This window comes from Enterobacter sp. PL_is511 (assembly GCF_055816065.1).
In genome coordinates, this window is record NZ_JBVPGP010000024.1 from 901,622 (window position 1) to 914,334 (window position 12,713).

The 12,713-nt window shown below is 54.7% G+C and carries 15 protein-coding genes; 14 read left to right on the forward strand and 1 reads right to left on the reverse strand.

Annotation, left to right across the window (positions count from 1 at the left end; genetic code table 11):
* Positions 1-286 precede the first annotated feature (286 nt).
* Positions 287-1,234, forward strand: coding sequence for a 23S rRNA pseudouridine(955/2504/2580) synthase RluC (gene rluC / locus AC0TN7_RS19735; protein ID WP_024909023.1), 948 nt, complete (start codon positions 287-289; stop codon positions 1,232-1,234).
* 120 nt (positions 1,235-1,354) lie between these two features.
* Here the strand turns inward: rluC and AC0TN7_RS19740 are convergent, their stop codons facing one another.
* A complete protein-coding gene (locus tag AC0TN7_RS19740; protein ID WP_048990193.1) occupies positions 1,355-1,939 on the reverse strand; it encodes a Maf family protein in 585 nt (194 codons plus the stop codon).
* Positions 1,940-2,079: 140 nt separating this feature from the next.
* Between AC0TN7_RS19740 and yceD the strand changes: the two genes are divergently transcribed.
* The 13 genes from yceD to AC0TN7_RS19805 all read left to right on the forward strand — a co-directional run bounded on the left by yceD (position 2,080) and on the right by AC0TN7_RS19805 (position 12,674).
* Positions 2,080-2,601, forward strand: a complete 522-nt coding sequence (gene yceD, locus AC0TN7_RS19745; protein ID WP_014883375.1) for a 23S rRNA accumulation protein YceD — start codon at positions 2,080-2,082, stop codon at positions 2,599-2,601.
* 16 nt (positions 2,602-2,617) lie between these two features.
* Positions 2,618-2,791: a 50S ribosomal protein L32 gene (gene rpmF / locus AC0TN7_RS19750; protein WP_003857964.1), complete on the forward strand. Its 174-nt coding sequence runs from the start codon at positions 2,618-2,620 to the stop codon at positions 2,789-2,791.
* Between the two features lie 80 nt (positions 2,792-2,871).
* Positions 2,872-3,906, forward strand: a complete 1,035-nt coding sequence (gene plsX, locus AC0TN7_RS19755; RefSeq protein WP_024909025.1) for a phosphate acyltransferase PlsX — start codon at positions 2,872-2,874, stop codon at positions 3,904-3,906.
* A gap of 6 nt (positions 3,907-3,912) precedes the next feature.
* The gene (locus AC0TN7_RS19760; protein WP_008500797.1) at positions 3,913-4,866 is read left to right on the forward strand and encodes a beta-ketoacyl-ACP synthase III; all 954 of its coding nucleotides are present in this window, start codon (positions 3,913-3,915) and stop codon (positions 4,864-4,866) included.
* Positions 4,867-4,881: 15 nt separating this feature from the next.
* Positions 4,882-5,811: an ACP S-malonyltransferase gene (fabD, locus tag AC0TN7_RS19765; RefSeq protein WP_024909026.1), complete on the forward strand. Its 930-nt coding sequence runs from the start codon at positions 4,882-4,884 to the stop codon at positions 5,809-5,811.
* 12 nt (positions 5,812-5,823) lie between these two features.
* Positions 5,824-6,558 (forward strand): 3-oxoacyl-ACP reductase FabG, encoded by a 735-nt coding sequence (gene fabG / locus AC0TN7_RS19770; RefSeq protein WP_024909027.1) that lies wholly within the window; start codon positions 5,824-5,826, stop codon positions 6,556-6,558.
* 154 nt (positions 6,559-6,712) lie between these two features.
* Complete coding sequence (gene acpP / locus AC0TN7_RS19775; RefSeq protein ID WP_003857954.1) at positions 6,713-6,949, forward strand: acyl carrier protein; 237 nt, start codon at positions 6,713-6,715, stop codon at positions 6,947-6,949.
* A gap of 91 nt (positions 6,950-7,040) precedes the next feature.
* A complete protein-coding gene (fabF, locus tag AC0TN7_RS19780; RefSeq protein ID WP_024909028.1) occupies positions 7,041-8,282 on the forward strand; it encodes a beta-ketoacyl-ACP synthase II in 1,242 nt (413 codons plus the stop codon).
* Between the two features lie 120 nt (positions 8,283-8,402).
* Positions 8,403-9,212, forward strand: coding sequence for an aminodeoxychorismate lyase (pabC, locus tag AC0TN7_RS19785; protein ID WP_267216708.1), 810 nt, complete (start codon positions 8,403-8,405; stop codon positions 9,210-9,212).
* A 2-nt stretch (positions 9,213-9,214) separates the two neighbouring features.
* Positions 9,215-10,237 carry a cell division protein YceG gene (yceG, locus tag AC0TN7_RS19790; RefSeq protein WP_032650855.1) on the forward strand — a complete coding sequence of 341 codons (1,023 nt, stop codon included), beginning with the start codon at positions 9,215-9,217 and terminating at the stop codon, positions 10,235-10,237.
* Entirely contained in the window at positions 10,227-10,868 is a 642-nt protein-coding gene (gene tmk, locus AC0TN7_RS19795) for a dTMP kinase (protein ID WP_063144628.1), read from the forward strand. The genes yceG and tmk overlap by 11 nt, the downstream gene beginning before the upstream one ends.
* A complete protein-coding gene (holB, locus tag AC0TN7_RS19800) occupies positions 10,865-11,869 on the forward strand; it encodes a DNA polymerase III subunit delta' (RefSeq protein ID WP_248163989.1) in 1,005 nt (334 codons plus the stop codon). The genes tmk and holB overlap by 4 nt, the downstream gene beginning before the upstream one ends.
* A gap of 10 nt (positions 11,870-11,879) precedes the next feature.
* On the forward strand, positions 11,880-12,674 hold the full coding sequence (locus AC0TN7_RS19805) for a metal-dependent hydrolase (protein WP_024909033.1): 795 nt from the start codon (positions 11,880-11,882) through the stop codon (positions 12,672-12,674).
* The last annotated feature ends 39 nt before the right edge of the window (positions 12,675-12,713 follow it).

Consider the following 12,713-nt stretch of genomic DNA (forward strand, 5'->3'; position numbering starts at 1 on the left):
TGCGTGGATGATCGGTCAGACAAAATTGGTCATTCCGTCAACATCCTTACTTAACCAGGATTTAACACGGAAAACAGCCTCATTATTCCACTGCTCGCCGGGTTATAGCAAGATGACTTTTACCAATTATCACCCGGTTACTCACAGTTTCTTCACTTCAGAATGGCGATTGGTTTAATAACCACCAAATCGGTTGCGCGAAACGGGGAGCAGGCCGGATAAAAGTAAATATAAGCATAGAAAAATGAGTGGCGCTAATGGCTGACGATATTTAGAATCGCCACCCATGAAAACAGAGACTCCAGCCGTAAAAATGGTTGCCATCGCCGAAGATGACGCGGGGCAACGTATCGATAACTTTTTGCGCACCCAGCTGAAAGGTGTGCCAAAGAGTATGATTTATCGCATCCTGCGTAAGGGCGAGGTGCGGGTTAACAAAAAACGCGTGAAGCCCGAGTACAAACTCGAAGCCGGTGACGAAGTGCGTATTCCGCCGGTGCGCGTGGCAGAGCGTGAAGAAGAGACCGTTTCACCAAAGCTGCAGAAAGTGGCTGCCCTGAGCGACGTCATCCTTTACGAAGATGACCACATTCTGGTGCTCAATAAACCGTCAGGAACGGCAGTCCATGGCGGTAGCGGTCTGAGCTTCGGCGTGATTGAAGGGCTGCGTGCCCTGCGCCCGGAAGCGCGCTTCCTTGAGCTGGTACACCGTCTTGACCGTGACACTTCAGGCGTACTGCTGGTGGCGAAAAAGCGTTCCGCGCTGCGTTCGCTGCATGAACAGCTGCGTGAAAAAGGGATGCAGAAAGACTATCTGGCGCTGGTACGCGGCCAGTGGCAGTCCCATGTAAAAGTGGTGCAGGCGCCGCTGCTGAAGAACATCCTGCAAAGCGGTGAACGCATTGTCCGCGTGAGCCAGGAAGGGAAACCGTCTGAGACGCGCTTTAAGGTTGAAGAGCGCTATGAGTTTGCCACGCTGGTGCGCTGCAGTCCGGTGACCGGTCGTACCCACCAGATCCGCGTGCATACGCAGTTTGCAGGGCACCCCATCGCCTTTGATGACCGCTATGGCGACCGCGAGTTTGATAAGCAGCTGGCGGGGACGGGACTGTCGCGTCTGTTCCTGCATGCGGCAGCGCTGAAGTTTACCCATCCGAATACCGGTGAAGTCATCCGTATTGAGGCGCCGCTGGACGAGCAGTTGAAACGCTGTCTTAAGGTTCTGCGCGGCTAAGGTAAACGTAAAACGGCAACGAATGTTGCCGTTTTTAATGTTTGCGCCCTCTCCCTGTGGGAGAGGGCATCAGGCCGCAGTGTAGTAGGCCCATGTAAGAGCAGCGCCACCCGGCGAAGGTCACACCGTCAACGGATTACACTCTTCTCGTCTTAACATCTGACACAAGGCAATCAGCGGTAACCCCACCAGCGTGTTGGGATCGCGACCGTCCAGCTTGTCGAACAGCGCAATCCCCAATCCTTCACTTTTAAAGCTCCCCGCACAGTTCAGCGGACGTTCCCGACGCACATAATCCACAATCTCTTGCTCGCTGAGATGGCGGAAGTGTACGTCGAACGGCTCACACTCGGTTTGCAGATGGCCTGACGCGGAGTTAAAGAGGGCCAGGCCCGTATAGAAGGTCACGATAGTACCGCGCGCACGCAGAAGCTGCTGGCAGGCGTTCTCCTCCGTATGGGGCTTGCCGGTGATTTCGCCGTCCAGCACGCAAACCTGATCGGAGCCTATAATCAAATGCGAAGGATAGCGTGTGGCCAGCGACTGCGCTTTCTCTTTAGCAAGACGCGTCACCAGATGGCGCGGTGACTCGCCCGGCTGTGGCGTCTCATCCACCTCTGGCGCGGCGCATTCAAACGGGATCCCGAGCTTTTCCAGCAGCATTCGGCGGTAGGGAGACGTGGAAGCAAGGACGAGATTTGGCATATTTTTATCACCAGATATAGCGTATCGATGCCAGCCATTTTAAACTACAGGCCGCAATGTGTGCGAATAATTGGCAAAAGGCAGCTCTGGTTGCCTTTTTCTTTGACTCTATGACGTTACAAAGTTAATATGCGCGCCCTATGCAAAAGGTAAAATTACCCCTGACTCTTGATCCGGTTCGTACGGCTCAAAAACGCCTCGATTACGAAGGTATCTATACTTCCGATCAGGCTGAGCGTATTGCCGAATCCGTAGTCAGTGTGGACAGTGATGTAGAATGCTCCATGTCGTTCGCTATCGATAACCAGCGTCTCGCCGTTTTAACCGGTGATGCAAAGGTGACGGTAACGCTCGAGTGTCAGCGTTGCGGGAAACCGTTTGTACAGCATGTTCACACAACGTATTGTTTCAGTCCGGTTCGTTCTGACGAACAGGCTGAAGCACTCCCGGAAGCGTATGAGCCGATTGAGGTTAACGAATTCGGTGAAATCGATCTTCTGGCTCTGGTTGAAGATGAAATCATCCTCACCTTGCCAGTGGTTCCGGTGCATGATTCTGAACACTGTGAAGTGTCCGAGGCGGACATGGTCTTTGGGGAACTGCCTGATGAAGCGCAAAAACCAAACCCATTTGCCGTATTAGCCAGCTTAAAGCGTAAGTAATTGAGGAGTAAGGTCCATGGCCGTACAACAGAATAAACCAACCCGTTCCAAACGTGGCATGCGTCGTTCCCATGACGCGCTGACTGCAGTTACCAGCCTGTCTGTAGACAAGACTTCTGGTGAGAAACACCTGCGTCACCACATCACCGCTGACGGTTTCTACCGCGGCCGCAAGGTTATCACTAAGTAATCACGCGCAAGCGTGATTAGGCTTAGTGAGGATTTCCCCGTGCAAACGGGGAATTTACCGAACCAGGCTGCGACGATACCTTGACACGTCTAACCCTGGCGTTAGATGTCATGGGGGGAGATTTTGGCCCTTCCGTGACAGTGCCTGCAGCATTGCAGGCACTGAATTCTAATTCGCAACTCACACTTCTTTTAGTCGGCAATCCCGACGCAATCACGCCATTACTCGCAAAAGCTGACTTTGAACAACGTTCGCGTCTGCAGATTATTCCTGCGCAGTCAGTTATTGCCAGTGATGCCCGACCTTCGCAGGCTATTCGCAATAGTCGTGGCAGCTCTATGCGGGTAGCGCTGGAGCTGGTGAAAGAAGGGCGAGCTCAGGCTTGCGTCAGCGCGGGGAATACCGGCGCGCTGATGGGGCTGTCGAAATTACTGCTCAAACCTATAGAAGGTATTGAGCGTCCGGCGCTGGTGACGGTGTTACCGCATCAGCAGAAGGGCAAAACGGTAGTGCTCGATTTGGGCGCTAACGTCGATTGTGATAGTACTATGCTGGCTCAGTTTGCCGTGATGGGATCGGTGCTGGCAGAAGAAGTCGTCGGGATCAACACTCCCCGTGTTGCGTTACTGAACATTGGTGAAGAAGAGACCAAAGGCCTGGACAGCATTCGCGAAGCGGCTGAATTGCTCAAACAGGTTCCCTCCATCAACTATATTGGTTATCTCGAAGCCAATGAGTTGTTGACGGGGAAAACGGATGTTCTGGTGTGCGATGGCTTCACCGGAAACGTAACGTTGAAGACCATGGAAGGGGTCGTGCGCATGTTTCTTTCTCTGCTGAAATCTCAGGGAGAAGGCAAAAAAAGCGCCTGGTGGCTGATTTTATTGAAGCGTTGGTTACAAAAGAGCCTGACGCGGCGATTCAGTCACCTCAACCCCGACCAGTATAATGGCGCCTGTCTGTTAGGATTGCGCGGCATCGTGATTAAGAGTCATGGCGCCGCCAATCAGCGAGCATTTGCTGTCGCGATTGAACAGGCAGTGCAGGCGGTGCAGCGACAAGTCCCTCAGCGGATTGCCGCTCGCCTGGAATCTGTATTAGCTAAAAGTGACTGAGCGTACATGTATACGAAGATTTTAGGTACCGGCAGCTACCTGCCAAAACAGGTGCGTACCAACGCCGATCTGGAAAAAATGGTAGATACGTCTGACGAGTGGATTGTCACGCGCACAGGTATCCGTGAACGTCGTATTGCCGCGCCAGACGAAACCGTGTCGACCATGGGTTACGAAGCCGCACAGCGTGCTATCGAAATGGCGGGCATTGATAAAGAACAGATTGGTTTGATCGTGGTCGCCACGACGTCTGCCACGCACGCTTTCCCAAGCGCGGCGTGCCAGGTGCAAAATATGCTCGGCATTAAAGGCTGTCCGGCGTTTGACGTCGCTGCCGCGTGCGCAGGTTTCACCTATGCGCTGAGCGTTGCCGATCAGTACGTGAAATCCGGTGCCGTTAAATATGCGCTGGTGATCGGTGCTGACGTGCTGGCGCGCACCTGCGATCCTACCGATCGTGGAACGATCATTATTTTTGGTGATGGTGCGGGCGCGGTGCTGCTGGGGCAGTCCGAAGAGCCGGGTATCATCTCGACGCATCTGCATGCTGATGGCAGCTACGGCGAACTGTTGACCCTGCCTAACGCCGATCGCGTTAATCCGGACAACTCGATTTACCTGACGATGGCAGGGAACGAGGTGTTCAAGGTGGCGGTGACTGAGCTTGCGCACATCGTTGATGAAACGCTGGAAGCGAATAACCTTGAACGCTCCGCGCTCGACTGGCTGGTGCCGCATCAGGCGAACCTGCGTATCATCAGCGCGACCGCGAAAAAGCTGGGCATGTCGATGGATAACGTTGTGGTGACGCTGGATCGTCACGGCAACACCTCTGCGGCGTCGGTACCGTGCGCATTTGATGAAGCGGTACGCGATGGACGAATCAAACGGGGCCAGCTGGTCTTGCTTGAAGCCTTCGGTGGCGGGTTCACCTGGGGTTCCGCGCTGGTTCGTTTCTAGGATAAGGAATAAAAAATGACGCAATTTGCTTTTGTGTTCCCGGGCCAGGGCTCTCAAACCGTTGGGATGTTGTCTGAAATGGCAGCAACCTATCCGGTCATTGAAGAGACTTTCCGTGAAGCTTCTGATGCACTGGGTTATGATTTATGGGCGCTGACCCAGCAGGGGCCGGCCGAAGAGCTGAACAAAACCTGGCAGACCCAGCCCGCGCTGCTGACCGCGTCCGTTGCGCTGTGGCGTGTCTGGCAGCAGCAGGGCGGTAAAGCCCCCGCGCTGCTCGCGGGTCACAGCCTGGGCGAATACTCTGCGCTGGTGTGTGCCGGTGTGATCGCGTTTGCTGACGCGGTACGTCTGGTGGAACTGCGCGGCAAATTCATGCAGGAAGCGGTGCCGGAAGGCACGGGCGGTATGTCTGCCATCATCGGTCTGGATGACGCTGCAATTGCAAAAGCATGTGAAGAATCTGCTGAAGGCCAGGTGGTCTCTCCGGTTAACTTCAACTCGCCGGGCCAGGTGGTTATTGCCGGCCATAAAGAAGCGGTTGAACGTGCAGGTGCGGCCTGTAAAGCTGCGGGTGCTAAACGTGCGCTGCCGCTGCCGGTCAGCGTGCCGTCTCACTGTGCGCTGATGAAGCCTGCCGCCGAGAAGCTGGCGGTTGAGCTGGAAAAAATTACGTTTAACGCACCGACGATTTCCGTTGTGAACAACGTCGATGTGAAATGCGAAACCACGCCGGAAGCTATCCGTGATGCACTGGTTCGCCAGCTCTACAGCCCGGTACAGTGGACCAAAACCGTTGAGTTTATGGCCTCTCAGGGCGTTGAGCATCTGTATGAAGTCGGCCCAGGGAAAGTCCTCACCGGTCTGACAAAACGTATTGTTGACACCCTGACAGCCTCGGCGATTAACGAGCCGGAAGCGATGTCAGCGGCACTCTCGCAATAAAAGAGGAATACCATGAGTTTTGAAGGAAAAATCGCCCTGGTCACTGGCGCAAGCCGCGGTATCGGGCGTGCAATTGCTGAAACACTGGTTGCGCGCGGCGCGAAGGTGATTGGAACAGCAACCAGCGAGAATGGCGCTCAGGCCATCAGCGAGTATCTGGGTGCAAACGGTAAAGGTCTGGTACTGAATGTGACTGAACCTGCATCTATCGAATCTGTTCTGGAAAATATTCGCGCAGAGTTTGGCGAAGTGGATATTCTGGTAAACAATGCCGGGATCACTCGCGATAACCTGTTAATGCGAATGAAAGACGACGAGTGGAACGATATCATCGAAACCAACCTGTCATCTGTATTCCGTCTGTCAAAAGCGGTAATGCGCGCTATGATGAAAAAGCGTCATGGTCGTATTATCACTGTCGGTTCTGTGGTTGGTACCATGGGAAATGCTGGTCAGGCTAACTACGCTGCGGCGAAAGCAGGTCTGATTGGTTTCAGTAAGTCGCTGGCGCGTGAAGTTGCGTCCCGCGGTATTACGGTAAACGTTGTTGCTCCGGGCTTTATTGAAACGGACATGACGCGTGTGCTGACTGATGAGCAGCGTGCGGGTACGCTGGCGGCAGTTCCGGCGGGTCGTCTTGGCGACCCTAAAGAAATCGCCAGTGCGGTTGCATTTTTAGCCTCTGACGAAGCGGGTTACATCACTGGTGAAACCCTCCACGTCAACGGCGGGATGTATATGGTTTAACCACGATGAAAAATATTTGCGTTATTAGGGCGAATGGCCTCAAAATAACGTAAAATCGTGGTACGAACTGCCGGGATTTAGTTGCAAATTTTTCAACATTTTATACACTACGAAAACCATCGCGAAAGCGAGTTTTGATAGGAAATTTAAGAGTATGAGCACTATCGAAGAACGCGTTAAGAAAATTATCGGCGAACAGCTGGGCGTTAAGCAGGAAGAAGTTGTGAACTCCGCTTCCTTCGTTGAAGACCTGGGCGCAGATTCTCTTGACACCGTTGAGCTGGTAATGGCTCTGGAAGAAGAGTTTGATACTGAGATTCCGGACGAAGAAGCTGAGAAGATCACCACCGTTCAGGCTGCCATTGATTACATCAACGGTCACCAGGCGTAAGTGAACATCTCCAGGCGGTCATTCGACCGCCTGAGTTTTATCTTTTTTAGTCCCACGAATCTCTTTTTTTATCCCTCCCTGGAGGACAAACGTGTCTAAGCGTCGTGTAGTTGTGACCGGACTTGGCATGTTGTCTCCTGTCGGCAATACCGTAGAGTCCACCTGGAAAGCTCTCCTTGCCGGTCAGAGCGGCATCAGCCTAATCGACCATTTCGATACTAGCGCCTATGCAACGAAATTTGCTGGCTTAGTAAAGGATTTTAACTGTGAAGAGATCATCTCGCGCAAAGAACAGCGCAAGATGGATGCCTTCATTCAATATGGAATTGTCGCTGGCGTTCAGGCCATGCAGGATTCTGGCCTTGTGATTACGGAAGAGAACGCAACCCGTATCGGCGCCGCTATCGGCTCCGGGATTGGCGGTCTTGGCCTGATCGAGGAAAACCATACATCTCTGATGAATGGCGGCCCGCGTAAGATCAGCCCGTTCTTCGTTCCGTCCACGATTGTTAACATGGTGGCAGGTCACCTGACCATCATGTTTGGCCTGCGTGGGCCAAGCATTTCTATCGCCACCGCCTGTACGTCTGGCGTACATAACATCGGCCAGGCCGCGCGCATTATTGCGTACGGCGATGCAGATGCTATGGTTGCGGGCGGTGCTGAAAAAGCCAGTACCCCGCTGGGTGTTGGCGGTTTCGGTGCGGCGCGTGCGCTGTCTACCCGTAATGATAACCCGCAGGCGGCGAGCCGTCCGTGGGATAAAGACCGTGACGGCTTCGTGCTGGGCGACGGGGCGGGCATGATCGTACTGGAAGAGTACGAACACGCGAAAAAACGCGGTGCGAAAATTTATGCTGAAATCGTTGGTTTCGGCATGAGCAGCGATGCTTATCACATGACGTCTCCTCCTGAGAACGGCGCGGGTGCTGCGCTGGCGATGGAAAACGCGATCCGTGATGCGGGTATTACCCCAGCACAAATTGGCTACGTGAACGCGCACGGCACCTCTACGCCAGCAGGCGATAAAGCGGAAGCTCAGGCGGTTAAGTCTATCTTCGGCGAATCTGCCAGCCGCGTAATGGTGAGCTCCACGAAATCCATGACCGGTCACCTGTTGGGTGCGGCGGGTGCAGTAGAGTCAATCTACTCCATCCTTGCGCTGCGCGATCAGGCTGTTCCACCAACCATCAACCTGGATAACCCGGATGAAGGTTGCGATCTGGACTTCGTTCCTCACGAAGCGCGTCAGGTTAGCGGTATGGAGTACACCCTGTGTAACTCCTTCGGCTTCGGCGGTACCAACGGTTCTCTGATCTTCAAAAAGATCTGATCCTGACGTCCCGATAGCTTTTAAAAAGGTCCGCTTGCCGGGCCTTTTTTATTAAGCCTAATCTTCTTGTCGGCTGCATGACATCCTGCCAGACTAAATGCCCACGCATAAGGAGCCACCATGTTTTTAATCAATGGCCTTGAGCAGGACACGCTGCCTGCCAGCGACAGGGCGATACAGTTCGGTGATGGTTGCTTTACGACGGCGCGTATTCTGGATGGCGATGTCTGCCTGCTGGAGGCGCACATTCGACGTCTGCAGCATGGCTGTGAAAAGTTAATGATCCCCTTTACGCACTGGGACACACTGCGCCAGGAAATGTGCCTGCTGGCAACCGGGAAGGACACCGGCGTACTCAAAGTCATCATCAGCCGCGGCAGTGGTGGCCGGGGTTACAGCGCCGCATCGTGTATCAACCCAACGCGTATTCTCTCCGTTTCTGCTTATCCTGCGCATTATTCTCGCTGGCGAGAGGACGGCGTCACGCTGACGCTGAGCCCGGTTCGACTGGGACGGAACCCGATGCTGGCCGGGCTTAAGCATCTCAATCGCCTCGAGCAGGTGCTCATTCGTACTCATCTTGAACAGACGAACGCCGATGAGGCGCTGGTTCTTGACAGCGAAGGGTTCATTACGGAATGCTGTGCGGCTAATTTACTCTGGCGGCAGGGGGGAGAGGTGTTCACTCCGTCGCTGGAACACGCTGGCGTAAACGGGTTAATGCGTCAGTTTTGTCTGCAACAGCTGGCACGCTCTGGCTATCGCGTTGTCGAAGTTAGCGCAGGAGAAGCCGCGCTACAGACTGCCGATGAAGTCATCATCTGCAATGCGCTGATGCCTGTTGTACCCGTCCGTGCGTATGGCCAACAACGCTGGTCTTCGCGCGAGCTGTTTCAGTTTTTAGCCCCGATATGTGAGCAAACCAGATAGTCATGAAAAAAATGTTGCGCTTTGTCCTTATCCTCATCGTTGCGCTGGGCGTCGCTGGCGGAGCTGGCGTATGGAAAGTTCGCCAGCTGGCTGACAGCAAGATCCTGGTTAAAGACGAAACGATCTTTACCCTGAAAGCGGGAACCGGCCGTCAGGCGCTTGGGGAACAGCTCTATGGCGACAAGATTATCAATCGTCCACGGGTATTCCAGTGGTTATTGCGCGTGGAGCCTGAGCTGTCACATTTCAAAGCCGGTACCTATCGCTTTACGCCGGGAATGACCGTCAGAGAGATGCTGCAGCTGCTAGAAAGCGGCAAGGAAGCCCAGTTCCCCCTGCGATTTGTGGAAGGGATGCGCCTGAGCGATTACCTCAAACAGCTGCGCGATGCGCCGTATATTAAGCATACCCTGAAGGATGACAGCTATCAGACGGTGGCCGACGTGCTCAAGTTTGAGCATCCTGAGTGGGTGGAAGGCTGGTTCTGGCCGGACACCTGGATGTATACCGCAGGCACGACTGATGTGGCGATTCTTAAGCGGGCGCACAAAAAAATGGTCGCCGCCGTGGATGCCGCCTGGGAAGGGCGAATGGACGGGCTGCCGTATAAAGATCAAAACCAGTTTGTCACCATGGCCTCAATTATCGAGAAAGAGACCGCCGTTGCCGCCGAGCGCGATCGAGTGGCGTCAGTATTTATCAACCGTCTGCGCATCGGCATGCGTCTGCAAACCGACCCTACCGTTATCTACGGCATGGGCGAGAGCTATGCCGGCAAGATCTCAAGAAAAGATCTGGAGACGCCAACGGCGTATAATACCTACGTGATTAGCGGATTACCGCCAGGTCCGATTGCCACGCCGAGCGAAGCGTCGCTTAAAGCCGCCGCGCATCCGGCAAAAACACCGTATCTCTATTTTGTGGCTGATGGAAAAGGGGGACACACCTTTAACACCAACCTTGCCAGCCACAATCGCTCTGTTCAGGACTATCTGAAGGCACTTAAGGAAAAAAATGCGCAGTAAATACATTGTCATTGAAGGACTCGAAGGGGCGGGTAAAACTACCGCCCGCAACGTGGTGGTGGATACGCTAAAAGCGCTGGGCGTGGCGGACATGGTATTTACCCGCGAGCCGGGCGGCACGCAGCTGGCTGAAAAGCTGCGCAGCCTGGTGCTGGATATTAAATCCGTCGGTGACGAAGTTATCACTGACAAAGCCGAAGTGCTGATGTTCTACGCGGCGCGCGTTCAGCTGGTTGAGACGGTTATCAAACCTGCCTTGGCCGACGGCAAGTGGGTGATCGGTGACCGTCACGATCTGTCGACTCAGGCGTATCAGGGCGGAGGACGTGGTATCGACCAGACCATGCTGGCCACGCTGCGTAATGCCGTACTGGGGGATTTTCGCCCCGACCTGACGCTCTATCTGGATGTGACCCCGGAAGTGGGCCTCAAGCGTGCCCGCGCTCGCGGCGAGCTGGACCGCATTGAACAAGAGTCGTTTGATTTCTTTAACCGCACCCGTGCGCGCTATCTTGAACTTGCCGCACAGGACAGCTCAATTTGTACCATCGATGCGACGCAGTCCCTGGACGACGTCACGCGTGACATTCAGCATACCATTACGCAGTGGGTGCAGGAGCAGCAGGCATGAAATGGTATCCATGGTTGCGCCCACACTTTGAACAGCTGATCGGCAGCTATCAGGCGGGTCGGGGGCATCATGCGTTACTGATTCAGGCATTGCCAGGGATGGGTGATGATGCGTTGATTTATGCCATCACCCGTTTTCTGATGTGTCAGCAGCCGGAAGGGCACAAGAGCTGTGGTAAATGCCGTGGCTGTCAGCTGATGCAGGCGGGCACGCATCCTGACTACTACACCCTCGAGCCTGAGAAGGGCAAAAGCGCGCTCGGTATTGATGCTGTGCGGGAAGTCAGCGAAAAATTGTACGAGCACGCGCGACTGGGCGGCGCTAAAGTGGTCTGGCTCAAAGACGCCACACAGCTTACCGAGGCGGCGGCTAACGCCCTGCTGAAAACCCTGGAAGAGCCGCCGGTTAAAACGTGGTTTTTCCTCTCGTGTCGTGACCCGGGACGATTACTGGCGACGCTGCGCAGCCGCTGTCGTCTTTATCACCTTGCGGTGCCCCAGGAATCGTGGGCGCTGAGCTGGCTTGAACGAGAGGTGACAACGTCACCTGAGAGCGCGCTGACCGCCTTGCGCCTGAGCAGCGGCGCGCCCGCGGCGGCGCTGGCATTACTGCAGCCTGACGTCTGGTCAGAGCGAGAAACGCTCTGCCGGGCTGTTGAAACAGCACTGAATAATCACGACTGGCTAAGCGTATTGCCTGCGCTTAACAGCGATCGGGTCGTTGAGCGTCTGCACTGGCTGGCCTCGTTGCTGCTGGATGCACTCAAAATTCAGCAAGGGGCAACGCTGCTGACCAACCCGGACGCGTGGCCACTGGTGAATACGCTGGCGAACCGCCTCTCAGGGACGATTCTTCATGCGATGCTTCATGAAATTTGCCAGAGCCGAGAACAGCTTTTAACCGTGACGGGTCTTAATCGCGAGCTTTTACTGACCGACCAGTTACTGCGTATCGAACATTACCTGCAACCCGGCGTCACACCGCCTGTTTCCCATCTCTGAGAGAGACATTATGTTTTTAGTCGACTCACACTGCCATCTTGATGGCCTGGATTATCAATCCCTGCATAAAAACGTGGATGACGTGCTGGCAAAAGCCGCTGCCCGCGATGTGAAATTCTGTCTTGCGGTGGCAACCACGCTGCCGGGCTACCGCTCCATGCGTGAGCTGGTGGGCGTTCGCGATAACGTGATGTTCTCCTGCGGCGTGCATCCGCTGAATCAGGACGAGGCGTACGACGTTGAGGATCTGCGCCAACTGGCAGCAGAAGAGGGCGTGGTGGCGATGGGGGAAACCGGGCTGGACTATTTTTACACGCCGGAAACCAAACCGCGTCAGCAGGAGTCCTTCCGCAACCATATTCGCATTGGCCGGGAGCTGAACAAGCCGGTTATCGTCCACACCCGCGACGCGCGTGCGGATACCCTGGCGATCCTCCGGGAAGAAAACGTGACGGATTGCGGTGGCGTACTACACTGTTTCACAGAAGACAGAGAAACGGCGGGTAAGCTGCTTGATTTGGGGTTTTATATCTCGTTTTCGGGGATCGTGACGTTCCGTAACGCTGAGCAGTTGCGTGATGCTGCACGTTATGTTCCGCTCGATCGTATTCTGGTGGAGACCGATTCTCCGTATCTCGCACCGGTACCGCATCGCGGTAAAGAGAACCAGCCCGCTATGACGAGAGATGTGGCTGAGTACATGGCCGTACTGAAGGGCGTCAGCATTGATGAGCTGGCCCGCGTGACGACGGAAAACTTCTCCACGTTGTTCCATATCGACCCCGCCCGCCTGCAATCTGTCTGATACACCTGTTTTTTTTAGGCTCGTAATTAATAAGTAAAG